The sequence below is a fragment of the Kitasatospora sp. NPDC087314 genome (assembly GCF_044744365.1).
Taxonomy (GTDB): domain Bacteria; phylum Actinomycetota; class Actinomycetes; order Streptomycetales; family Streptomycetaceae; genus Kitasatospora.
On the sequence record NZ_JBIUYE010000008.1, the window covers coordinates 356,987 to 379,930 of the forward strand.

Here is a 22,944-nt window from a genome sequence, read left to right on the forward strand (position 1 = left end):
CGGCGCGCCCCACACCGTGGTCGACCGATCGTTCCGCTGTCCGGGGCCGGTCAGAACGGGCAGACCCCGGCGGCGCCGTCCGGCGTCCGACCAGGCAGTCCGGCCCCGGCCGGCTGCCCCATCCCGGCCTCGCGCATCAGTCGGGCGATCGGCCGACCGGTGCCGCTGTCATCGGCCTCGTAGCGCCGGATCACCGACTCCTGGACGTCCGCCGGCTTCTCCTGGCTGAACTTGAACAGCCCCTCGACCTCGTCGATCCGGAGCCGGAAGGCACCGACGCCGGGCAGGATCCGGCGGAAGTAGTCGACCGACGCGGTCTGGTCCCAGCCGGCGCCGAAGCGCTTCTCCAGGCGCTCGGCCGTCCACCGGACGACCTCGAGCGTCTCCTCCGGCTCGTGGATCAGCTGGATCCGCCCACAGACGTGCACGGCCGCGAAGTTCCACGTCGGGGCGGACGGGTCACCGGGGTAGACGGCCGGGGTGACGAATCCGCCCGGCCCGTCGAACATCAGCCGGGCGTACGTGCCGTCGGCCAGCGCCTTCCAGTGCGGGTTGGCGCGGTTGAGATGGCCGAAGAGCTCCGTGCCGGTGAGCGGGCCGGACCGGGGCTGGCCCGGAGCGACGAGGGCCGGCAGGCGTGACGCCCACGGCACGGTCGCACCGTTGGTGGTGAGCGTCGCCAGCGGGTGGCCGTCGATGATCCGGCGGTGCCAGTGCTCGTCCTGGATCTGGTAGTGGCTGGGCACGAACATGGCTACCGCCTCACATGATCGGAAATTTAACGGCACACCGCGTACGCCTGGCGGCCGCGCGGACCGGCTGCGGCCCGCAGGAAACCGGTGGCCGGGTCGACACCGGCGGAGCAGACCTTGCCGAGCGTGCCCTCCGGCACCACGTCGAGCCGGTGGCCCTTCTTCTCCAGCAGGGCCAGCACGGCGGGGTCGAACGAGCGCTCCATGACCACCACGCCCGGCCGCGAGGTGCGCGGTGCGAACGACTGCTGGAAGTGGTCGATGTGCCAGGCGGGCAGCTCGGCCGCCGCCTGCGGCTCGTATCCGAACTCGGCAACTGCGAGGAACGCGTGGAGCGTCCACTGGTCCTGCTGGTCACCGCCCGGCGTTCCGAAGGCCAGGAACGGCTCGCCGCCGCGCAGCACGATGCTGGGGCTCAGCGTGGTGCGGGGACGCCGTCCGGGCGCGAGCGAGTTGGGGTGTCCCTCGGTGAGCCACGCCGTCTGGCCTCGGGTGCCGAGCGCGAAACCGAGTTCCGGGATCACCGGCGAGCTCTTGAGCCAGCCACCGCTGGGCACGGCGACGACCAGGTTCCCCCACGCGTCGGCGACGGCCACCGTGCAGGTGTTCCCGGCACCGGCCCGCGGACCGATCGGGGTGACGGTGGGCAGGCCACTGCGCAGATGGGCCATCCACTCCGGCTCCTCCACGCCCGGCTCCTCCGGCTCCGCCTGCGGGATCCAGGACTCGGCGCCGCCCGGCCGTCCCGGCCGCGGATCGAGGTTCGCCTGCTCGCCGATGAGCGAGCGCCGCTCAGCGGAGTATTCGGCCGCCAGGAGCTCGGCCATCGGCACCGGCGTGTGTTCCGGGTCGCCGTACCACGCCTCCCGGTCGGCGAACGCGAGCTTGGCCGCCTCGGCGACGGTGTGGATGTACTCGCCGCTGCCCAGCCCCATGGCGCGCAGGTCGCACCCCTGCAGGAGGGCCAACTGCTGCAGGAACACCGGGCCCTGGGACCAGGGTCCCGGCTTGTGGACGGTGAACTCGCCGTACGGCAGCGAACAGGCGGCCTCGACGCCCGGCCGCCAGGTTGCCAGGTCGTCGCCGGTCAGCAGGCCACGATGGCGCCGGCCGGTCGAGTCGAACACGTCGCTGGTCCGCGCGAAGCGGTCGATCGCGTCGGCAACGAAGCCCTGGTAGAAGGCGGTGTGAGCCGCCTCGATCTGGGCTTCCCGGTCCGCCGACTTCGCCCGCGCCTCGCGGATCAGCCGTCGATAGGTGTCGGCCAGTGCCTCATTGCGCATCCGGGAACCGGCTGCTGGAACCGCGCCGCCCGGCAGGTAGGTGCGGGCCGAATCGGTCCACTCCGTCCGAAACAGGTCGGCCATGGCCCCGATCGTCGACGCGGCAGCGGGCAGCAGCGGGTAGCCGCGGGAGGCGTATCCGATCGCCGGTTCGAGGACGGACTCCAGCGGCATGGTGCCGAACTCACCGAGCAGTCGCATCCAGGCCCCGAAGGCTCCCGGCACGGTCGCCGGAAGCAGGCCGCCTGCGGGTATCTGCTTGATGCCGAGCGCACCGAACGCGTCGATGGTCGCCGCCTGTGGCATCGGGCCCTGGCCGCAGATGATGCGGACCGCGCCGGTCGAGCGCGAGTAGACGGCGATCACGACGTCACCCCCCGGCCCGTTCGAATGCGGCTCGACGATCTGCAGGGCGAACCCGGCGGCCGCCGCCGCATCGAAGGCGTTGCCGCCGCGCTCCAGGATGCCCATACCGACGGCGGACGCGAGCCAGTGCGTCGCGGCCACGCCGCCGAGGGTTCCGGTCAGCGCCGGTCGCAGGACGGTCATAGACTTACTCCTCGGCCAGGCTTCATACGGAAGGTGGGCAGCGGCTGGGACGGAAGGCCGCATGCGTGTTGCGCGACGCCCAGCAGGATGTCGACGAGGCTGTTCTCGCACTTGACCACTTCGGGCTTCTGCAGCTCGGCAGGCCGTTCGTCAGCGTCACCCGCCGCGTACAGCCCGTTCGCGGCGACGTCCTGGGCGATCGCCACGAGCCGGCGCAGCAACTGGGCCACGACCTCGTGCCGGGGGACCGGTGCCCGCAGCGTCGTGAAATAGGAGTCGTAGATCAGCCCTGCGGGCCGGTGACCAGGACCGCGGACGGCGGCCTCGCGCAGCAGCGACCGGCCGTTGGTGACCAGGCGCGCGGCGACCCCGTCGTGGACGAGGTGCAGCAGGGTGATGGCGTCCAGCAGCTCACTGACGTCGGTGTCAGAGCTCCCAGGCAGCCGACGGCGGCGGAAGAGATCCCGGATCGGCCAGTAGTCCGGCGCCCAGGCGCCGCTGAACGCGCGGTGCCGCAACCGCATGCTCGGCCGGATCAGGACGTTGTAGACATCGGGCGGGCACGAGCCGGTGTAGAGCAGCATCGCGGAGTAGCCGTCCACGTAGTGGCTGATCTGTGGCAGCACCTCGTCGGCCGACCGGCGGCCCTGGTCGAGGTCGTCCACGAGCTGAGCGATCAGCCGCCACACGACGAAGCACACCTGGTGCCCAGTGAGCCACCGGAACCAGAACAGCTCGTCCGGCGATTCGCATGGCTCGACCTCGGGCGTCAGCAGGCCGCGTTCGCCGAGATCGGCCAGGCGTCGGCAGCTCTCGGCGTAGTCCCAGGCCGGAACCGCGTCCGCCGGACCGTCGGGATCTCCCACCGCCGGCAGGATCAGCGGTTCGAGACCATACGGGAGCCCGCCGAAGTCCCATCGCCCAACGGCCGGCGCGTCGCACAGCGCACCACTAGCGGCTGGCTTCATGACAGCCCGTCCGGCACGAAGGTGAATTCGAACTCCAGCCCGTTGACGTCGTACGTGTAGAAGCTCTGCACGCCGTCTTCGTCGATCACGATGTCGGTCGGCTGCTCATCTGTCGCGAACGCGTAACGGCCGGACTCGTAGAGCTCGATCCAGCGCCGCCGAAGCCATATCAGGTCCTCGGCGGTGCTCACGCTGAAGCAGAAGTGCTGGAACTGCACGGCGCTCTCGGCCGGCTCGGACTTACGGCCGGGCCGGCCGAAGAGGTGAAAGCGGACGTCGCCGAGAACCATCTCAGTCAACTCGCGAATCCCAGGCAGGCGGCTACGGGTCAGTTCGGAGAACTGGTCAAGCGACCACGCCCGCTGGCACCCGAGAAAGTCCCCGTACCAGCGGACGCTGTTCTCAAGGTCAGTCGTCTGCACTCCGACATGATGAAACCGCAGCCTGGGAAATCCGACTTGGGTCGCCAGGGTGACATCCGATGGCGTCTCTCTCATGTCTCATCACTCCAGCGGGGAAACGTCGCGTCCGGACGCGGACACTACTGTCGCCATGTCATGATCGCCCCCCAATGCGGTTCGGGGAGTTCCCCGCTTTATGGGACACCGGCACTACAGCCAGTCGTTCACGTAACCGGCACCATGACCCAGCTCCTCAACCTCCTCGCGCCCCCGGAGACCCACACCAAGAAGTGGCCCAGCACCGCCCACCACGCCAGCGGACAGCTCCGGCGCTTCGCCCCCGCCCGAGGAACCCCCATGACCGTGCCCGCCGCCACGATTCGCCCGGTTCTGCTGACCGCCGAGGAGGCCGCGAAGATGCTGCGCATCGGGCGCTCGACGCTCTACCAGCTCCTGGCGGAGAAGGAATTGACGTCCATCAGGATCGGACGTTCCCGCCGCATCCGGCCCGCCGATGTCGAGGCCTACATCGAGCGCCAGACCGCCAACGTCGCCTGACCAGTACCACCGACCAGTCCTTCGAGGGCGCCGGGCAGCACCATGCCCGGCGCCCTCGCCACTTCAGGAGCACCACGTGAGCGAGCGCAAGACCCGCCCGCCCACCATGGAATCGACCATCTACCAGGGCGCGGACGGCCGTTGGCACGGCCGCGCGACCATGGGTGTCAAGGCGGACGGCAGCCCCGACCGGCGCCACCGCAGCGCCAAGACTGAGCCCGAAGTACGGTGCAAGGCAAAGACGTTGGAGGCCGACCGCGACGCGGGTCAGGTGGCAGCGGCTGGCCGGGCGCCGACCCTCGAACAGTGGATGACCACCTACCTGACCACCATCGCGAACCAGAGGCTGAAGCCGCGCGGCCTCGACGACTACTGGTCCAAGACCCGAAACCACATCATCCCCGGCATCGGCAAGCACCGGCTGGACCGGCTGCTGCCGGCGCACCTGGACGAGCTGTACGGGCAGCTCCGCGCCGAGGGCCGCGCCGGATCGCACATCCTCAAGGTGCACCGGATCATCTCCCGCGCGCTGAAGATCGCCCACCGCCGGGGGAAGGTCGCCCGCAACGTCGCCACGCTGGTCGACTCCCCCACGGTCGAGGAGACGGACGCGAACCCGTTCACCCAGGAAGAGGCCCGGCGCTTCCTGGTCGCCGCGATGAAGCGCCCGACCCGGGTCCGGTGGGTGATCGGCGTCGGTCAGGGCCTGCGCCAAGGTGAGGCGCTTGGCCTGCGCTGGAAGTACGTCGATGAGGATGCCGGGCAGATGGATACGCCCTGGCAGCTCCAGCGGCTGAAGTGGCGCCACGGGTGCGACGACCCTCACGCGTGCGGCGAACGGCTGCACCGAGACGCGTGCGAGCCCGGGTGTACTAAGCACCGCCGCTACACGCACGGGTGCCCGAAGCCCTGCCCGCCGAAGTGCGACCGGCACGCCAGCACCTGCCCGAAGCGGCACGGCGGCGGCCTTGCGTTCACCCGCCCGAAGACCAAGGGCAGCCGTCGCACGACTCCCCTGCTGCCGCCGCTGATCCCGCTCCTTCGCGAGCAGCGTCAGCAGCAGGAGGAGTGGAGGACGGCGGCCGGCGAGGAGTGGCAGGAATACGGCCTCGTCACCTGCCGTCCAGACGGTCAGCCGGTCGACCCCCACGCCGACTGGGAGGAGTTCAAGGAGCTGTTGGCCGAGGCCGGGATCGAGGACCGGCGCCAGCACGACGGCAGCCGCCACTCCGCCGGGACGATCCTCAACGAGTTGGGGGTGGACCCGTTCACCATCATGGAAATCCTCGGCCACTCGCAGATCAGCATGACCCGCCGCTACGTCAAGACGACCACCCCGACGACCCGCGAAGCGGCCCGGCGGATGGGCAACGCGCTCTGGCCCCAACCGGCCGAAAGTGAGACCACAACTGAGACCACGAACACGCGGGCGGCCCGCGCCCGCCGTCGCCGACGCATGATGCAGACGCCAAAAGGCCCGGTCAGAGTGCTGACCGGGCCTTTCCGTTTCTGAGCCGCCTGCGGGATTCGAACCCGCGACCTACGCATTACGAGTGCGTTGCTCTGGCCAACTGAGCTAAGGCGGCACCGTTGCCACGCGTGGTGGCAACGCGGGCCAGTCTACACGGGTTTCGCGGGTGATCCACACCTGGATGCGAGGGGGCGGGGTCAGGCGGAGGAGACGGCGAGTTTGGCGGCGAAGCCGGCGAAGAGGACGGCGACGCCGCTGGTGAGGGTGGCGGAGAGGCGCTTGCGGCGGCGGAAGGCGGAGGCGAGGGTGGTGCCCGCGAAGATCAGCAGGGAGAGGTAGAGCACGCTGAAGGTCTGGAGGATGCCGCCGAGCAGGCCGAAGGAGAGAGCCGGCTGACCGTAGCCGGGGTCGACGAACTGGGTGAAGAAGGAGAGCAGGAAGAGGATCGCCTTCGGGTTCAGCAGGCTGATCACCAGGGCTCGGCGGAATGGGCGCTCGACGGGCTCGGCGGCCGGTTCGGCGGTGGTGGCGGCAGCGGTGGCGGCCTGGCGTTCGCGCCAGAGCTGGCGGGCGGCGCGGAGCATGCCGTAGCCGATCCAGAGCAGGTAGGCGGCGCCGCCGAGCTTGACCACGGCGAAGACGGCCGGGTTGGCCTTCAGGAGGGAGGCGGCGCCCAGCGAGGTGAGGCTGATCAGGGTGAGGTCGCCGACGAAGACGCCGGCGGCGGCCCGGTAGCCGGTCCGTACGCCCTTGCGGGCGGCGACGGACAGCACGTACAGCGAGTTGGGGCCGGGCAGTAGGACGATGACGAGGGCGCCGAGGATGTAGGTCGCCAGGTCGTTGACTCCGAGCACGGTGCGCTCCGGGGAGGGGGACGAGAGCAGGGGGGCGCTCATCGTAACGTCGCACCGGCCGTCGGTTGAAGCGAAAACCATCCGGGCGACCGGGCGCTCCGCCGCCTACCAGTTGCAGCGCTCGCCGTGCTCCGGGGCCTCGCCCTCCAGCAGGAAGAGGTTGACCGCGTCGTCCACGCAGTCGCTGTGGCGCCCGTACGCGGTGTGGCCGTCCCCGTCGTAGGTGAGCAGGCGTCCGGACTCCAGTTGCCCGGCCAGCGCCTGGGCCCACGCGTACGGGGTGGCCGGGTCGCGGGTGGTGCCGACGACCACGATCGGGGCGGCGCCGGCGGCCCGGATGGTGTGCGCCGCGCCGGTGGCCCGGACCGGCCAGTAGGTGCAGGCCAGCGCCATCCAGGCCATGTCGCGGCCGAAGTGCGGCGAGGTCCGCTCGAACTCCGGCACCGCGCGCTGGACGTCCGCCGGCCCGGCGAACGCGGCGGGCAGGTCGAGGCAGTTCACCGCCGTGTTGGCGGACATCAGATTGGGGTACGAGCCGTCCGCCTCGCGCCCGAAGTAGGAGTCGGAGAGCTTCAGCAGGCCGGTGCCGTCGCCGGCCTTGGCGGCGGTGAGCGCGGAGCGCAGCTTGGGCCAGAGGGAGTCGGCGTACATGGCCTGGATGACGCCGGTCTTCGCCTGGGCCCCGGTGAGCCGGCGACCCTTGTCGGTGCTGGGCAGCGGGTGTGCCTGGACGGTGGCGAGCAGGGCGGTGAGCTGCTCGCCGACCTGCTGCTCGGTCCGGCCGAGCGGGCAGTCCTTGCGGGGGGCGCAGTCCTTGGCGAAGGCGGCCCAGGCGATCTCGAAGCCGCCGGCCTGGGTGCGGTTGCTGGTGGCGGCGTCGAGCGACGGGTCCAGCGCGCCGTCCAGCACCAGCCGCCCGACCCGGCTGGGGAAGAGCCCGGCGTAGGTGGCGCCGAGGAAGGTGCCGTAGGACTTGCCGACGAAGTTCAGCCGCTTGTCGCCGAGCAGGGCGCGCAGCACGTCCATGTCGCGGGCGGCCTCGACGGTGCTGAGGTGGCCGAGCGCCGCCCCGGTGTGCTGTCGGCAGCCCTCGGCGAACTCCTTGTCGGCGGCGACCAGTGCGTCGATCCCGCGCTGGTCGCCGGGGGTCAGATCGACGGCGGTGAAGGCGTCCATCCGGGGGCCGCTCAGGCAGCTGACCGGGCTGCTGCGGCCGACCCCGCGCGGGTCGAGGCCGACCAGGTCGTACCGGGCGCGCACGCCGCTGTCGTACGTATCGGCGGCGATCTGCAGGTACTCGATCGCCGAGCCGCCGGGCCCGCCCGGGTTGAGCAGCAGCGAGCCGATCCGGCTGCCCTGACCGGAGCCGTCCCCGCCCAGGTCCCCACTCCAGCCCCCCGCTCCGGTCCTGGCTCCGGTTCCGGTTCCGGTTTTGGTTTTGGTTTTGGGCGGCGGGAGGACGAGGGCGCGAGCGGCCGTCAGGGTGAGGTCGCCGTCGCCGGGGCGGTCGTAGTCCAGCGGCACCCGGAAGGTGGTGCACTCGAACCCGCCGTCGCACGACTTCCAGGCGAGCCGCTGCGCGTAGTACGGGGCGAGCGCGGCCGGTACGGCGGCGGGCAGCGGCTCCAGCGGCGTGACCCTGGGCGCGGCGGCGGCAGTCGGCGCCGCGGGCCCGGCCGAGTCCGACGGGGTCGCGCCCGCGGAACCGGAGGGCTCGACGCCGCCCGTCCCGGACGAACCCGCGCCGCACCCGCCCGCCAGCAGCCCGGCGGCGAGCGCCGCAGCCAGTACTCGCCCGGTGGCCCTCATCCGCTCCCTTTCGATCGTCACTCCGGGTCGCCGACCGGCGACCGGACTCGCATTGCACCACAGCGCGCCGCCCGGTGCCCGCCGTGGGCACCGGGCGGCGATGACGCACTGACGCCGGGTCAGGACGCCTTGGCCAGCGCCTCGGCCAGGTACTGCGCGGCCTGCCGAACGAGCCGCAGCCGCTCCCGGTCGGGGGTGTAGTCCTGCACGTTGTCCGAGATCCGCACCTCGGCCTTGGCCGCCGGGCCGGTACCGGCCTTGAGCGCGGCCTGGAGCTTGCGGGCCGCGTCCAGCCCGGCCGAGTCCGCCTTGGCGGCGGCCAGCAGCAGCTTCGCGGCGCTGCCGGCCGGGGCCTCGGCGCCGGTCTGGGCGAGCGCGGCGGCGTCGTACCGGCCGGAGACTGCGGCGGCCACCCCGTACAGGTCGGGGCGGGACAGTCCGGCGGCGGCCGCGCACGACGCGCCGCCCTCGACGCCGAGGGTGCCCCAGGAGGCCGGGCCGGGCGGCAGGGTGCGGAAGGAGGCGGCGATGGTGGTGCGCAGCGTCGCGTCGTCGGCGACGGCGGCCGGGGCGGCGGCGACCAGGTCGCACGGGTGCGCGGTGCCGTTCGGCGCCTCGGGGGTGACCAGGATGAACGGGCGGGCACGGCCGGTCTGCAGGGCCGAGTTGATGCCCTCGAAGACGTCCGGGACCTCGGCGTCGGCGGTCTTGTTCGGGGCGGCCGCGTGCATCACGACGACCGGGAAGCGCGCGTTCGACTCCTTGGCGTACTGCGGCGGCAGCCAGACCCGGACGTTGCGCGGCTGCCCGTCCGGGCCGAGCACGGCGGACTGCAGCAGTTCGCCGCCGCCCGGGTGGCCGACGCTGTCGAAGCGGCTGGCCACGGTGGGCGACGACGTGGCGGAGGCCGCGGCCGGCTCGGCGACGACGGGCGGCGCCGCCTGCTGCCTGGCCGCCGCGCCCTCGCCCGCGCCCGCACTCACCGCGTCGACCGCCGGCTCCGCGCGGTCCGGTTCCTGGTCGCCGTGGCCGAGGCCGCCGAACGCCCCGAGCGCCGTGAGCAGCGTCAGCGCGGTGACACAGACCCCGCAGACCATCGCTCCGGCCGCCCGCACCAGCATCGGCCAGCGGTCGCCGGCCAGTTCGTAGGTCTGGGCGGCGCGCAGGTCGCGCCAGCGCTGGAGCGCGCCGCGGGCCAGCCAGATCCCGCCCAGCGCGGCCGCCAGCAGGGGGATGACGAGGAGCGAACGAACCATGGGACGCACCACCTCGGGAGGAGGGCCGGCGCCGGACGGGACCCGGCGCCGTACGGGGGCGACGGCCCCGGCAACGGGGCGCAGTCGGCCCCCAGCGTGCACAACGGGCGGACCGTCACACGTGGGTGTGCTCGGCGCGTATCGAGCATTCACTCGAAGGTGGGACAGCAGGCCAGCTCCGGGAGGCCTACGCCGGGCACACCCCGCTTCGGAGGGCCCAGCGGCACGGCCCAGCGGCACGGCTCGGCAGCCCCGCCCGGCAACCCTGCCCCGGCACCCCCACCCGACAGGCGGCTCAGCCCGCGCGCAGCGCCACCGTCATCGCCTCGACGGCGAGCAGCGGGTCGACGTTGCGGTCCAGCGCCCGCCGGCAGGCGAGCACCGCCTCGATCCGGCGCAGCGTGCCCTCCGGCGGACCATCCTGCGCGACCCGGTTCAGCGCCTGCCGCTGGTCCTCGTTGGCGAGGGTGCCGGTGGAGCCGAGCTGGAGCGCGAGCACGTCCCGGTAGAAGCCCAGCAGGTCGAGCAGCGCGACCCCGAGGGTCTCCCGGCGGGTGCGGGTGGCGCGGCTCTTCTGCCGCTTCTCCAGCTCCTTGACCGCCCCGGCCATGCCGCGCGGCGCCTTGCTGCCCTCGGCGGCGCCGTAGGCGGCCTTCAGGTCGTCGGTCTCCTTGGCGTCCTGGGTCTCGGCGAGCGCCTCGGCGTCGGCCTTGGCGGTGTCGACCAGGCGCTGGGCGGCGGCCAGGCAGCCGCCGATGTCGGCGACCTCCAGCGGGATCCGCAGCACGTCGGTGCGGCGGGTGCGGGCCTGCTCGTCGACGGCGAGGCGACGCGCGCGCTCGACGTCACCCTGCCCGGCGAGCGCGGCCAGCCGGGCGGTCTCCGGCTCGACGCCGTCGCGGCGGACCAGCATGTCGGCGACGGCCTCGGCGGCGGGCGTGCGCAGGACGAGCAGGCGGCAGCGCGAGCGGATGGTCGGCAGCACGTCCTGGACGGAGGGGGCGCAGAGCAGCCAGACGGTGCGCGGGGAGGGCTCCTCCACACCCTTGAGCAGCGCGTTCGCGGCGGCCTCGGTGAGCCGGTGGGCGGCGTCGACCAGGATCACCGACCAGCGGCCGCCGGTCGGGTAGCTGGAGGCGCGCAGCACGAGGGCGCGCATGTCACCGACGCCGATGGACAGGCCGTCGGTCCGGACGTACTTGACGTCGGCGTGGCTGCCGGCCAGCACGGTGTGGCAGCCGTCGCAGAATCCGCAGCCCGGCGTGCCGCCGAGCGCGAGGTCGGGGCTGGTGCACTGGAGGGCCGCGGCGAACGCGCGCGCGGCGGTGACCTGCCCGGCCCCGGGCGGGCCGGTGAACAGCCAGGCGTGCGTCATCAGGGAGGCGTTCCCGCCCGGCTGCGGACCGGCCCCGCGACCGGCCTCGACCGTCGCCCCGGCCGCCCGGGCGGCGGCGGTCAGCTGCTCGACCACCCGCTCCTGGCCCACCAGGTCGTCCCAGACGGCCACTGCTGCTCCCAAGCTCCGTACGGCAGCGCTCCCGGCGCCTCTTCCCCGCCGTCGAGCATACGTGCCCGCTCGGACAGCCACGGCGCCGTCCGGGTGACCCGCCGCCGACGGACGTCCCCGCCGAGGGACGCCCACCGCATCGGACGACGGACACGCCGAACGACGAAGGCGGCGCCGCCGGGGCACTCCACCCCGACGACGCCGCCCGTCGTCCGTCCAGCCGTCCAGCCGTCCAGCCGTCCAGCCGTCCAGCCGTCCAGCCGTCCAGGGTCAGCCCCGGCGGCCCCAGCGACGGCCCTTGCCCTTGCCGCCGCCCTCGCCCTTGTCGCCGCCCCGGTCGCCGCCGGCGCGAGGGTCCTGGCCGCCACGCGGGTCCTGCGGGGCCTGGCCACCGCCGTGATCCCAGTTCGCCCACTCGTCGCGCGTGCCGAGCAGGGTGTCGGTGAGGCTCGGCAGGTCGTCCATCGGCGTCTCCTCGGCCCATTCCGGCCGGGGCCGCTCGGCGGTGGCCTGCGACTCGGCGGCGGGCTCGGGCTCGGCGCCGACCACCGGCAGCTCGCGGGTGCTGTCCACCGGCTCCTCGCGCCACAGCCCCGGCGGCACCCGGTCCTCCGCGCGACCCGGCACCACTCCGCCCGGCGCCACACTGCCCGGCACCCGATCCGACGGCGCACCACCCGGCGACGTACGACCCGACGGCGTACCGCCCGGCTCGACCCGCGGCAGCACCGCGGTCCGGTCCGCCTCGGCCGGGACCCTCGGCAGCACGGCCGTCTCGTCCGCGGCGGCCGGCGGGACCACCGGCAGCTGCGTGGTCGCGTCGACGGCCTCCGCCGCACGGGCGGCCGTCTGCCGGTCCCGCAGCGAGAGCTCCCTCGTCGCCTCGTCGCCCCCACCAGGGCCGACGGTGCCCGCAGGACCCGCGCCCGGAACGTCCCGGACGGCCCGCAGCTCGGTGGTCACGGCCTCCCCGGGAACCGGACCGGCGCCCAGCCTCCCGGCCGCCGCCCGGTCCGCCGTCGTCTCCGCCGCCGCAGCCGCGGCCGCGAGCGCGGCGGCCTGCGCCAGCCGGGCCTCCTCGGCCCGCTGCAGCGCCTCCTCCGCCCGGCGGCGCTGCTCCTCGCGCTGGAGTTCACGCTGGCGCTGGAGCTCCACCTGGGCGGCCGCCTCGTCGGCGAGACGCTTGCGCTCGGCGGCCTCCGCGGCCAGCCGGGCCTCCTCCTCGGCCTTGCGCTCGGCCTCCTCCTCGGCGCGGCGGCGGGCTTCCTCCTCCGCCCGGCGGCGGGCGTCCTCCTCCGCCTTGCGTCGGGCCTCGGCGGCGACCCGCTCGGCCTCCTCCTTGGCCAACCGCTCCTTCTCGGCCTGTTCGGCCCGCAGCTGCTCCAGCAGCTCCTGGCGCTTGCGCTCGGCCGCCTCGGCCTCGGCCTTCTTGCGGGCCTCCTCGGCGGCGCGGCGCTCGGCCTCCTCACGGGCGAGCCGCTCCTGCTCGGCGCGGGCGGCCTTCTCCTGCTCGGAGAGCGGCAGCTCGCGGTCGAGCCGGTGCCGGATGGCGGTGGTGACGAAGCCCGGGGCCTGGCTGCCGTCGACGACCAGGTAGCGCGCCGGGTCGGCGGCCGCGAGGGCGAGGAAGCCGGACCGGACCCGCTGGTGGAACTCGGTGGGCTCGGACTCCAACCGGTCGAGCGCCTCGGTGAAGCGCTCCCGGGCCCGGGTCGGGTCGACGTCCAGGACGACGGTCAGGTCGGGCAGCAGCCCGCCAGTCGCCCAGCGGGAGATCCGGGCGACCTCGGTGGCGGCCAGGTCGCGCCCGGCGCCCTGGTAGGCGATGGAGGAGTCCATGTACCGGTCGGTGATCACGACGGCGCCGCGGGCGAGGGCCGGCCGGATGACGTTCTCGACGTGCTCGGCCCGGTCGGCCGCGTAGATCAGCGCCTCGGCGCGGTGCGACAGGCCGGTGTTGCCGACGTCCAGGACGAGACCGCGCAGCCGCTGGCCGACCGGGCTGCCGCCGGGCTCGCGGGTGAGCACGACCTCGTGCCCCTTGCCGCGGATCCACTCGGCAAGCGCCTGGGCCTGGGTGGACTTGCCGGCGCCGTCGCCGCCCTCCAGGGCGATGAAGAAGCCGGTGCCGGCGCCCCGGTGCGGTGCCGGGGCGACGGCGCCGCGCACCGCGTCCACCAGGTCCCGGCCGAACGGCGCGGTACCGCGCCGGTCGTCGGTCCGCAGCAGGACGACGGCGGCGAGGACCAGCGTGAGCAGCCCCGAGGTGGCGACGGCCAGGGCCGCGCCGCCGTGGATGAAGGTGAAGGAGCCGGGCTCGACCCTGCCGTACTCGACGTCCCCGTAGACCGCGGCGATCAGCGGGACGACGACCAGCGCGGCACCGACCACGACCCGCAGCACCGCGTACAGGTGCTCGGTGACCTTCGGCAGCCGGGCCTCCTCCACCTCCTGGGCGAGCAGGGTGCGCCCGGCGGAGACGACGATCCCGGCGGTGAGGCCGGCCAGCAGGGTGAGTGCCAGGACCAGCACGAAGTCCAGCACCAGCCCGGCCAGGATCAGCGCCACGCCCTCGGTGAGCAGCGCCAGCGCGAGCAGGCGGCGGCGGGAGAGCGCGGGCAGCGTGGCCCGGGTGAGCCGGGAGCCGAGGGCGGGCGCCGCGGTGGCTGCGAGCACCAGCAGGCCGTAGCCGATCGGCCCGGCCCGGTGCTCGGCGGCGGTGAGCAGCGCGAGCGCGGCGACGCCGGCCATCGAGGCGTAGCCGGCGGCGACGGCGAAGGTGAAGTACGGGGCGCTGCCGGTGCGGCCCTTGCTCAGCGCGGGGCCCGGCGTGGCGTCGGTGGGCGCGCGCAGGCCCTGCAGCGGCGAGTGCGGGGCGACGGTCAGCGCGCCGACGGGCAGCTGCTGGAGGTAGCCGCGGGCGGCCGAGGCGGCGAACAGGCCGGCCGCGCCGAGCGCGGCGAAGGTGACCTGGTGGGCCCGGAGCCAGTCCGAGCCGAGCGCCGCGCCGATGTTGTTCAGCAGGGTGAGGACGACCAGGCCGACGGCCGCGAGCGGCGCGGTGGCCCAGCCGGTGAAGCGGTCGATGCTCCGGACGGTGTCCAGGTTGGCGGCGGCCGGCCGCTGCTCGGCGGCGGGCGCGTGCGGGTTGGCGGGCGGCAGCAGGCCGGGGACGGCGGCGTCCTCGGCGATCCCCCGGACCCGCTCGGCGGCACCGGTGACGAACACCGTGGCGAGCAGGACGTAGGTGGCGGCGCCGGAGGGCTTCGGGCCGGAGCCCAGCCAGACGGTCCACCAGGGCGCGAGGCCGATCAGCAGCGCGCGCAGCGTGTCGGCGCCGAACAGCGTCCAGCGCCGGTCCAGCCGGCCCGTGACCAGCCGGTGCACCGGCCCGAGCAACGCGACGCCGATCAGCCCGGTGGCCGCCAGCCGGACGGCGAGGACCGCGGCGACGGCGAAGGCGAGGCTGCGCGGCAGGTCGCCGAACTGGCCGCCGAGGGCCGCGGCGATCACGGTGAGCGCGAGCAGCACCAGTAGGCCGAGCCGGTCGGCGGTGCCGCCGATCAGCTGGGTGGTCCACAGGCGCCGGTAGGGGCGTGTCCGCAGCAGCGCCCGGGCCCGTTCCACCGGCGTCCCGGCCGGCGCGACCTCGGGCAGGTCGGGCGTGGCGGCGCTGGCGGCCGGGGCGGCGCTGGGGGTGGGCTGCTCCTCGCTCGTCATACGGTCAGCGTAGCGGGCGGGGGTTGGCCGGAATGAGACGAACGGGGTTCCGGATCCCGCTCATCACCGGGTTGTGACGTTCCGCGCACAGAGTCCGACCGGCCTCGGGCCCGCGTCCCCGAGGTGGGGACGCGGGCCCGTCGGCACTGGTGGAGGCCCTGTCCGAGCGCCCTCCGAGCGCCCTCCGAGCGCCGTCCGATCGCCGTCCGAGCCACTGGCGGGGCGCTGCCGGAGGATCAGCCCTCGTCGGTCGCCGCGGCCTTGCTCGCGGCGGTCTTCTTGGCCGCCGTCTTCTTCGCCGTGGCCGCCTTCGCCGTCGTGGTCTTCTTGGCGGCGGTCTTCTTCGCGGCCGCGGTCTTGGTGGCGGCGGTCTTGGTCGCCGTCGCCTTCTTCGCGGTCGCCTTCTTGGCCGGGGCCTTCTTCGCCACCTTCTTCACCGGCCCGCGCGCCCGCTTCTCGGCGAGCAGCTCGTAGCCGCGCTCGGGCGTGATCGTCTCGACCTCGTCGTCCTTGCGGAGCGTGGCGTTGGTCTCGCCGTCGGTCACGTACGGGCCGAAGCGGCCGTCCTTGACCACCACGGGGCGCTCGCTGACCGGGTCGGTGCCCAGCTCCTTGAGCGGCGGGGCGGCGGCGGCCCGGCCGCGCTGCTTGGGCTGGGCGTAGATGACCAGAGCCTCGTCGAGGGTGATCGTGAAGAGCTGGTCCTCGCTGGTGAGCGAGCGGGAGTCGGTGCCGCGCTTGAGGTACGGACCGTAGCGGCCGTTCTGCGCGGTGATCTCCACACCCTCGGCGTCGGCCCCGACCACGCGCGGCAGCGAGAGCAGCCGCAGCGCGTCCTCCAGGGTGACGGTGTCCAGCGACATCGTCTTGAACAGCGAGGCGGTGCGCGGCTTGACCGCGTTCTTGCCGGTCTTGGGCGTGCCCTCGGGCAGGATCTCGGTCACGTACGGGCCGTAGCGGCCGTCCTTGGCCACCAGCATGTTGCCGCTGACCGGGTCCGGGCCGAGCTCGAAGTCGCCGCTGGGCTTGGCCAGCAGTTCCTCGGCCAGCTCGACGGTGAGCTCGTCCGGCGGCAGCTCGTCCGGGATGTCGGCGCGCTGGCCGGGCTCGCCCTCGACGGCGGAGGCGCGCTCGACGTACGGACCGTAGCGGCCGACCCGCAGGGTGATGTCGTCGCTGATCCGGAACGAGCTGATCTCCCGGGCGTCGATCGCGCCGAGGTCGGTGACCAGTTCCTTCAGGCCGCCCAGGTGGTCGCCGTCGCCGTTGCCGGCCTCGGCGGCACCGCCGGTCGCGTGGCCGTCGCCCTCGCCGAAGTAGAAGCGCTTCAGCCACGGCACGGACTTGGCCTCGCCGGCCGCGATCCGGTCGAGGTCGTCCTCCATCTTGGCGGTGAAGTCGTAGTCGACCAGTCGGCCGAAGTGCTTCTCCAGGAGGTTGACCACGGCGAAGGAGAGGAAGGACGGGACGAGCGCCGTCCCCTTCTTGAACACGTACCGGCGCTGGATGATCGTGTCGATGATCGAGGCGTAGGTGGAGGGGCGACCGATCTCCCGGTCCTCCAACTCCTTGACCAGCGAGGCCTCGGTGTAGCGCGCCGGCGGCTTGGTGGCGTGACCCTCGGGGGTGAGCTGCTCGGCGGCCAGCGGGTCGCCCTCGACGACCTGCGGCAGCCGGCGCTCGCGGTCGTCCAGCTCGGCGTTCGGGTCGTCGGCGCCCTCGACGTAGGCCTTGAGGAAGCCGTGGAAGGTGATGATCTTGCCGGAGGCGGAGAACTCGACGTCGCGGCCGTCGGCGGAGGCGCCGCCGACCTTGACGGTCACCGACTGGCCGACCGCGTCCTTCATCTGGGAGGCGACGGTGCGCATCCAGATCAGCTCGTAGAGCCGGAAGTCGTCGCCGCTCAGGCCGGTCTCGGCGGGGGTGCGGAAGCGGTCGCCGGAGGGGCGGACGGCCTCGTGCGCCTCCTGCGCGTTCTTGACCTTGCTGGCGTAGGTGCGCGGGGCGTCCGGCAGGTAGTCGGCGCCGTACAGCTGGGTGACCTGCGCGCGGGCGGCGGAGACCGCGGTGTCCGACAGCGTCGTGGAGTCGGTACGCATATAGGTGATGAAGCCGTTCTCGTACAGCTTCTGGGCCACCTGCATGGTCCGCTTGGCGCCGAAGCCGAGCTTGCGGCTGGCCTCCTGCTGGAGCGTCGTGGTGCGGAACGGCGCGTACGGCGAGCGACGGTACGGCTTGGACTCGACGCTGCGGACGCTGAACGCGGTCTGCTCCAGGGCGGCGGCCAGCTGCCGGGCGGCCTGCTCGTCCAGGTGCAGGGTGTTGGCGCTGCCGGCCTTCAGCCGGCCGTCCGAACCGAAGTCACGGCCGCTGGCGATCCGCTTGCCGTCCACCGAGGAGAGCCGGGCCCCGAAGGTCTCCGGGTTCGCCGCGTCGGCCGCGGTGCGGCCGGTGCCGAAGGTGCCGACCAGGTCCCAGTACGAGGCGGTGCGGAAGGCGATCCGCTCGCGCTCGCGCTCGACCACCAGGCGGGTCGCGACGGACTGCACGCGGCCCGCCGAGAGCTTCGGCATGACCTTCTTCCACAGCACCGGCGAGACCTCGAAGCCGTAGAGGCGGTCGAGGATGCGGCGGGTCTCCTGGGCGTCGACCAGGCGCTGGTTGAGCTCGCGCGGGTTGGCCACCGCCTCCTGGATCGCCGACTTGGTGATCTCGTGGAACACCATCCGGTGCACCGGCACCTTGGGCTTGAGCACCTGCTGGAGGTGCCACGCGATGGCCTCACCCTCGCGGTCCTCATCGGTGGCGAGGAAGAGCTCGTCGGACTCCGCGAGCAGCGACTTCAACTTGCTGACCTGGGACTTCTTGTCCGCGTTGACCACGTAGATGGGTGCGAAGTCGTGGTCGACGTCCACCCCGAGGCGGCGCACCTCACCGGTGTACTTGTCCGGGACCTCCGCCGCGGTGCTGGGGAGGTCGCGGATGTGCCCGACGCTCGCCTCGACGATGTAGCCGGGGCCAAGGTAGCCCTTGATCGTCTTCGCCTTGGCCGGCGACTCGACAATGACGAGTCGCTGTCCGTGCGCGGTCTCGCTGCTCGGGGACACCTTCGCTCTTCTCTCCCGGTCCTTATGTGGGCTGGTCGGCGCCGGCAGCCCGGGCTGCGCTCCGCCCGACCCCTCCACCGTCCCGGGGGTGCCGCTGTACGACGACCCCACCAGCGGAGTGTGACCGTACCCCGGCCACCCTTGTCAAACGGACGCATCCCGCGTTTTCAGTTACCGAGCTCACCGACGCCACTCGAACGGTAACCCGATGACGGAGGTTCGCGCCCCGTGGAGGGGGCTCCGGCGGGTTCCGGAGGATGGAATGACGGATTTCGAAATCTGTCAACGGAGTATCGGCGGCACTGGGGGACGACTGCCCGGACGCCCGCCGGGGGCGGCGACCGCGGTTCCCGGCGAACGCCTCGCGGGGTCGGCGGTGCGCCCCGGAATCAGCCGTTGACCGCCGTGAGCAGCCCGGCGCCCGCCACCAGACAGCCCACGCCGAGCACGCTCCACAACAGGTCGGCGACGGCCGCCCGGCCGATCTCCCCGGCCGCCAGCACCACCCGGCTCGGGCGGCGCGGGTCGTAGCAGATCCGCACCGAGGCGCCGGGCGTGAAGCGGTCCGGACGGCGCAGCGGGGTGTGGCCGCGCGGACGGGTGAGCACCAGCTCGGCGATCCGGCCCGTGCCGGACCCGCCGGCCGGCGGCAGGACGGAGAAGGAGAGCAGCGGCGCGCTGTCGAGCTGGCCGTGCGCCTCGTCCTCGGCGACGACCGTGGCCACCGTCGACGCCCCCCGTCGGCGCACCCGGTGGCGAAGGCGCACTTCGGCGGCGCACCAGAGCAGCAGCACGCCACCGAAGAGGGCGAGCACCAGCCCGCCCACCGTCGCCGTCGTCGTGTCCACCCCTGGCCCCCGGCTCCCCAGCCCTGTCCACAGCCTGTGGACAGAGCTTCACAGCAGGGGGCCAACGCGCGGCGGCCGACCGGCGACGGCCGGACGAACCAGGGAGTACGGGACGGTGAACCGGTTCCGGCCACCTCGACGGACCAGTCCCGGCCACCTCGACGGACCAGTCCCGGCCACCTCGACGGACCGGCTCCGGCCACCCAGACGGACCGGCACCGGCCGCCTCGAACCGCGGCCCGGTCAGCCCGCCGGGCGGATGAACCCCTGCTCGGTCAGCAGCCGCAGCGACTCCGGCACCCGGTCCCGCAGGACCACCCGGTCCTCGCCGAGCAGTTGCGCGATGGCGTCCACGATCTCGCCCGCCGACAGCGTCCCGTCGCAGACCCCGACGAAACCGGCGCCCACGGTGTCCACCTTGGTGGCGCGCCGCATGCCCCGGTTGTGGCGCAGGATCACGTGCTCCGGATCCTCCGCACCCGGCGCGCCGACCTGCTCCTGGACCACCTCGTCGGCCAGCACGTAGCGGGCCGCGAGCAGGCCCGCGTCGTCGTGCGAGCGCAGGAAGTCCTGCCGGTCGAACCACTCCTCGATGTGCGGGCCCAGCGGCTGCTCCACCGGGTGCGGCCACTCCTCCACCCGGACGGTCGGGCGCTCGGCGCCGCTCGCCCGCAGGGTGATCCAGCCCATGCCGATGCCCTCGACCCGGCCCGCCTCGAAGGCGTCCAGCCACTCGCCGTACCGGGCCTGGTAGTCGCCGCCGGGGCCGCGGTGGTCGCCGCCGTCCCGCAGCCACAACTCGGCGTACTGGGCCACGTCCTGGACCTCGCGCTGGACGATCCAGGCGTCCAGCCCGGTGCCCGCCACCCAGCCGGCCAGCCGCTCGTGCCAGTCCTCGCCCTTGACGTGCTGCCAGTTGGCGAGCAACTGGCAGTAGCCGCCCGGCTCCAGGTGGTCGGCGGCGGAGCGGACCAGGCTGCGGCACAGGTCGTCGCCGGCCATGCCGCCGTCACGGTAGGTGAACCGACCGGCCGGCGAGATCACGAACGGCGGGTTGGAGACGATCAGGTCGAACCGCCGCTCCCCGACCGGCTCGAAGAGGCTGCCGGTGAGCGCCTCCGCCTGGCCGAAACCGGACAGCGCCAGGGTCAGTTCGGAGAAGCGCAGCGCGCGCGGGTTCAGGTCGGTGGCGGTCACCTGCCGCGCGTGCCGGGCCGCGTGCAGCGCCTGCACGCCGGAGCCCGAGCCGAGGTCCAGCGCGGCCCGGACCGGGCGGCGCACGGTGATGTTGGCCAGCGTGGTCGACGCGCCGCCGACCCCGAGCACCAGATCCTTGCGGGCCACCCCGTGCGCGGTCTCACCGGACCCGATACCGCCCGCGCCACCCACCGCGCAGCCCAGGTCGGAGACCACCCAGGCGTCCGAACTGGGCATCCCGGCCACCTCGTTGGCGTACGGCCGGACGTCCACGGTGGCACGCACCAGATCGCCGTCGGAGCGCAGCCAGCCGTCGGCCAGGCAGTCCTCGACCGGCAGCGCGGCCGCGGCCGCCCGGTACGGCACCGGCTGCTGGAGCAGGAACAGCCGGACCAGCGTCTCCAGCGGGCTGCCGCCCCGGGTCGCCCGCAGGGCCGGCACCGCCTCACTACGGGCCAACGCCGCATAGCCGGTGGGCCCGAGCAGGTCGAGGCAGCCGTCGGCGGTGAACGAGGCGTCGAGCAGCGCCTCGCGCAGCTTGGCGAGGCGGGTCAGGTCGAGAACGGGGCTACTGATCACCCCGTCATTGTCCCCCGGGGCAGGGTGCGCAGCCGCCGCACCGGGGCGGGGCGGCTGCGCAGTCACGCGACGACTCGGGCGGGCCGGGCCCCGGGGCCGGTCGAGTCCGGTCCGGGGCCCGGCCCGCCCGACGGGCCCGACGACCCTGGGCTCAGCTCGCGCTGGGCGCGGGGGTGGTCGGAGCCGTCGACGGGGTGGCCGGCGGGGCCGCCGGGGTGGTGTCGGTGCCCGTGGACGGGGTGGCCGCCGGGCTCGCGCCGTCCGTCGCGCCGGGCGCGGGCGTCCCACCGGCCGCCCCGGCGCTCGGGGTGGCGGACGCGCCGCCGCCCGACGTGGCGCCCGCCCCGGCGCTCGGGGCCGTGGAGCCGGCGGGCTTGCAGCCCTCCTGCTTGGCCATGGCCGCGCCGAGGTCGCCGCGCTGCAGCTTGCCCTGTGCCTGAGTGGACAGCGAGGCCAGCTGCTGGACCTGGTCGGCCACGCTGCGCAGCCCGTCCGCGAACTTCGCCTGGTCGTCGCTGGACAGGGCGTCCAGCTTCTTCTGGACGTCCTGGTAGCCGTCGGCCGCCTTGGTCAGCTCGGCAACGGTGTCCTTCTGCAGGTTCGCGCCGTCGGCCACCTTGGGCGCACCGGCGGCGTTGATGGCCGCCGCGATGTCCTGGTTGGTCTTGGCCAGCCGCCCGATGTCCGCCGACAGCCGCTTCTGCAGGTCGGCCGGGGCCTCGCCGGTCTTCACCTGGCCGGTGTCGGCGAGCGCGGTCTGCGCCTGGGCGATCGGGTCCTTGGCCGAGCCGCAGACGTTCGACGCCCAGGCCTCCAGCTGCTTGCCGTTGTCGTCGCCGCAGCCGACGGCGCCGAACGCGAGCAGCGCGCCGAGGGCGGGTACGGCCAGCAGTCGCTTGTTCACCGGGAGAAGCCTTTCGGTTTCGGTCGTCTTCGGTCGTCGAACCTACACGGCCGGTGTCGGCTCCCCGGTTCCCGGTTGCCGGTTGCCCGTCCTCGGACGCCCGGGGCCGCAGGCCTCCGCCCGTCAGGACGTGCGGGCCCGCTCAGGCGCGCTCGACGCGGATCGGATCACCGGGCCGGACGGTGCGCAGCACCCGGGCGTCCCCGTCCAGCGCGCCGAGGACGTTGCAAGGGCCGGCCAGCCGGCACTCGCCGTCGCGCGAGATCGGCGTCGGCCCGTACGGCAGCGCGAGGCTGTCGCCGTCGGTCCAGAACGCGACCGTGCCCGGCTCGACGACCTGCCGGGCGTCGGCCTCGCACGGCACGCTGACCGGCGTGCCGAAGTAGACCTCCTCGCCCCAGGTACTCGCCGAAGAGCTGATCGGCAGCTCGGCCCAGAGCGCCTCGGCGGTGGGTGTGGCCGCGAGCGTGGCGGTGGCCTGCCCGGCCGACCACAGAATGCGAATCCGCATGATCTTCCTTCTCCGCGACAGGTCCGATCACCGATCGGACCCGGTCGTGCCGGAAGCAGCGAACCGCCAGGTTCAACAATTTGTCAACGGACTCCCGAGGGCTGGACCGCCCTGGGGCTGAACTGCCCGGAGCTGGACCACCCTGGGGCTGAACTGCCCGGGGCTGGACCAGCCGGCGCCCGGAGGATGGGCCCTCAGACCGCCACGGACTCGACCGAGACCGGCCAGCTCATCCGGATCAGGCCCCCGTCCGCACCGTTGGTGACCTCCAGGTCCTCGACCAGGCCGGTGATCACGGCGAGGCCCAGGGTGTCCTCGTCCGGGTCCGCGCCCTCGGCGGCACCTTCGGCCGGGACGGCGGCAGGGCCGGCCTCGTCCTCGACCTCGATGAGGAAACGCTTCTCCTGATCGGTCAACGCGACCCGGACCGTGCCGCCGATGCCGCCGCGCTGGTGCAGGCCGACCGCGCGGGAGCACGCCTCACCGACCGCGAGCCGTACCTCGTCGAGCACCGACTCGTCGACCCCGGCCCGTCTGGCGACGGCCGCGGCGACCAGCCGAGCCGTTCGCACGTGCTCCGGAAGCGCGCTGAATCGAAGTTCGACGGTTGCCATCTCTCCCCCTCGGGGTGTTCCGACCGGGGCCGACGATGCGGCCCCTGCGGGCCGGT

The 22,944-nt window shown here is 73.7% G+C and carries 17 protein-coding genes and 1 tRNA gene; 2 read left to right on the forward strand and 16 right to left on the reverse strand.

Translation table 11 applies throughout. From position 1 onward, the window contains the following. Positions 1 to 50: 50 nt before the first annotated feature. The 4 genes from ACIO5E_RS20075 to ACIO5E_RS20090 all read right to left on the reverse strand — a co-directional run bounded on the left by ACIO5E_RS20075 (position 51) and on the right by ACIO5E_RS20090 (position 4,049). A complete protein-coding gene (locus ACIO5E_RS20075) occupies positions 51 to 752 on the reverse strand; it encodes an FMN-binding negative transcriptional regulator (protein ID WP_400669489.1) in 702 nt (233 codons plus the stop codon). Between the two features lie 26 nt (positions 753 to 778). Beyond that, positions 779 to 2,584 carry a gamma-glutamyltransferase family protein gene (locus tag ACIO5E_RS20080; protein WP_400669492.1) on the reverse strand — a complete coding sequence of 602 codons (1,806 nt, stop codon included), beginning with the start codon at positions 2,582 to 2,584 and terminating at the stop codon, positions 779 to 781. Further along, a complete protein-coding gene (locus ACIO5E_RS20085; RefSeq protein WP_400669495.1) occupies positions 2,581 to 3,450 on the reverse strand; it encodes a hypothetical protein in 870 nt (289 codons plus the stop codon). The genes ACIO5E_RS20080 and ACIO5E_RS20085 overlap by 4 nt, the downstream gene beginning before the upstream one ends. Before the next feature lie 98 nt (positions 3,451 to 3,548). After that, positions 3,549 to 4,049, reverse strand: a complete 501-nt coding sequence (locus ACIO5E_RS20090; protein ID WP_400669498.1) for a VOC family protein — start codon at positions 4,047 to 4,049, stop codon at positions 3,549 to 3,551. A 144-nt stretch (positions 4,050 to 4,193) separates the two neighbouring features. Here ACIO5E_RS20090 and ACIO5E_RS20095 point away from each other — a divergent pair, with 144 nt between their 5' ends. Together ACIO5E_RS20095 and ACIO5E_RS20100 are read left to right on the forward strand one after the other, a co-directional pair. Further along, the gene (locus ACIO5E_RS20095) at positions 4,194 to 4,511 is read left to right on the forward strand and encodes a helix-turn-helix domain-containing protein (protein ID WP_400669501.1); all 318 of its coding nucleotides are present in this window, start codon (positions 4,194 to 4,196) and stop codon (positions 4,509 to 4,511) included. Positions 4,512 to 4,617: 106 nt separating this feature from the next. After that, entirely contained in the window at positions 4,618 to 6,024 is a 1,407-nt protein-coding gene (locus ACIO5E_RS20100) for a tyrosine-type recombinase/integrase (RefSeq protein WP_400669573.1), read from the forward strand. Here the strand turns inward: ACIO5E_RS20100 and ACIO5E_RS20105 are convergent. From ACIO5E_RS20105 to ACIO5E_RS20160, 12 genes are all read right to left on the reverse strand, one after another. Further along, positions 6,024 to 6,097 (reverse strand) — tRNA-Thr (locus ACIO5E_RS20105). The two genes, ACIO5E_RS20100 and ACIO5E_RS20105, sit on opposite strands and share 1 nt — an antisense overlap. 82 nt (positions 6,098 to 6,179) lie before the next feature. Next, positions 6,180 to 6,836, reverse strand: coding sequence for a leucine efflux protein LeuE (leuE, locus tag ACIO5E_RS20110; RefSeq protein WP_400669574.1), 657 nt, complete (start codon positions 6,834 to 6,836; stop codon positions 6,180 to 6,182). Between the two features lie 105 nt (positions 6,837 to 6,941). Next, a complete protein-coding gene (locus ACIO5E_RS20115; RefSeq protein ID WP_400669504.1) occupies positions 6,942 to 8,645 on the reverse strand; it encodes an alpha/beta hydrolase in 1,704 nt (567 codons plus the stop codon). A gap of 119 nt (positions 8,646 to 8,764) precedes the next feature. Beyond that, positions 8,765 to 9,901 carry a hypothetical protein gene (locus ACIO5E_RS20120; protein ID WP_400669506.1) on the reverse strand — a complete coding sequence of 379 codons (1,137 nt, stop codon included), beginning with the start codon at positions 9,899 to 9,901 and terminating at the stop codon, positions 8,765 to 8,767. A 295-nt stretch (positions 9,902 to 10,196) separates the two neighbouring features. After that, positions 10,197 to 11,408, reverse strand: coding sequence for a DNA polymerase III subunit delta' (locus tag ACIO5E_RS20125; protein WP_400669575.1), 1,212 nt, complete (start codon positions 11,406 to 11,408; stop codon positions 10,197 to 10,199). Between the two features lie 270 nt (positions 11,409 to 11,678). After that, complete coding sequence (gene tmk / locus ACIO5E_RS20130) at positions 11,679 to 15,128, reverse strand: dTMP kinase (RefSeq protein WP_400669509.1); 3,450 nt, start codon at positions 15,126 to 15,128, stop codon at positions 11,679 to 11,681. A gap of 236 nt (positions 15,129 to 15,364) precedes the next feature. Beyond that, the gene (gene topA / locus ACIO5E_RS20135) at positions 15,365 to 18,235 is read right to left on the reverse strand and encodes a type I DNA topoisomerase (RefSeq protein ID WP_400669512.1); all 2,871 of its coding nucleotides are present in this window, start codon (positions 18,233 to 18,235) and stop codon (positions 15,365 to 15,367) included. A 389-nt stretch (positions 18,236 to 18,624) separates the two neighbouring features. Beyond that, positions 18,625 to 19,083 carry a DUF3592 domain-containing protein gene (locus tag ACIO5E_RS20140; RefSeq protein ID WP_400669515.1) on the reverse strand — a complete coding sequence of 153 codons (459 nt, stop codon included), beginning with the start codon at positions 19,081 to 19,083 and terminating at the stop codon, positions 18,625 to 18,627. A 243-nt stretch (positions 19,084 to 19,326) separates the two neighbouring features. Further along, a complete protein-coding gene (locus ACIO5E_RS20145) occupies positions 19,327 to 20,859 on the reverse strand; it encodes a methyltransferase (RefSeq protein WP_400669518.1) in 1,533 nt (510 codons plus the stop codon). A 151-nt stretch (positions 20,860 to 21,010) separates the two neighbouring features. Then, positions 21,011 to 21,763, reverse strand: coding sequence for a small secreted protein (locus ACIO5E_RS20150; RefSeq protein WP_400669520.1), 753 nt, complete (start codon positions 21,761 to 21,763; stop codon positions 21,011 to 21,013). Between the two features lie 142 nt (positions 21,764 to 21,905). Beyond that, positions 21,906 to 22,274 carry a cyclophilin-like fold protein gene (locus ACIO5E_RS20155; protein WP_400669523.1) on the reverse strand — a complete coding sequence of 123 codons (369 nt, stop codon included), beginning with the start codon at positions 22,272 to 22,274 and terminating at the stop codon, positions 21,906 to 21,908. 194 nt (positions 22,275 to 22,468) lie between these two features. Further along, complete coding sequence (locus ACIO5E_RS20160; protein WP_400669526.1) at positions 22,469 to 22,888, reverse strand: ATP-binding protein; 420 nt, start codon at positions 22,886 to 22,888, stop codon at positions 22,469 to 22,471. Between the last annotated feature and the right edge of the window lie 56 nt (positions 22,889 to 22,944).

Bases quoted from the DNA above. Each gene is read 5' to 3' on its own strand.
- ACIO5E_RS20075 (WP_400669489.1), bottom strand. From the start codon at position 752: ATGTTCGTGCCCAGCCACTACCAGATCCAGGACGAGCACTGGCACCGC.
- ACIO5E_RS20080 (WP_400669492.1), bottom strand. From the start codon at position 2,584: ATGACCGTCCTGCGACCGGCGCTGACCGGAACCCTCGGCGGCGTGGCC.
- ACIO5E_RS20090 (WP_400669498.1), bottom strand. From the start codon at position 4,049: ATGAGAGAGACGCCATCGGATGTCACCCTGGCGACCCAAGTCGGATTT.
- ACIO5E_RS20095 (WP_400669501.1), top strand. From the start codon at position 4,194: ATGACCCAGCTCCTCAACCTCCTCGCGCCCCCGGAGACCCACACCAAG.
- ACIO5E_RS20100 (WP_400669573.1), top strand. From the start codon at position 4,618: ATGGAATCGACCATCTACCAGGGCGCGGACGGCCGTTGGCACGGCCGC.
- ACIO5E_RS20115 (WP_400669504.1), bottom strand. From the start codon at position 8,645: ATGAGGGCCACCGGGCGAGTACTGGCTGCGGCGCTCGCCGCCGGGCTG.
- ACIO5E_RS20120 (WP_400669506.1), bottom strand. From the start codon at position 9,901: ATGGTTCGTTCGCTCCTCGTCATCCCCCTGCTGGCGGCCGCGCTGGGC.
- tmk (WP_400669509.1), bottom strand. From the start codon at position 15,128: ATGACGAGCGAGGAGCAGCCCACCCCCAGCGCCGCCCCGGCCGCCAGC.
- ACIO5E_RS20155 (WP_400669523.1), bottom strand. From the start codon at position 22,274: ATGCGGATTCGCATTCTGTGGTCGGCCGGGCAGGCCACCGCCACGCTC.
- ACIO5E_RS20160 (WP_400669526.1), bottom strand. From the start codon at position 22,888: ATGGCAACCGTCGAACTTCGATTCAGCGCGCTTCCGGAGCACGTGCGA.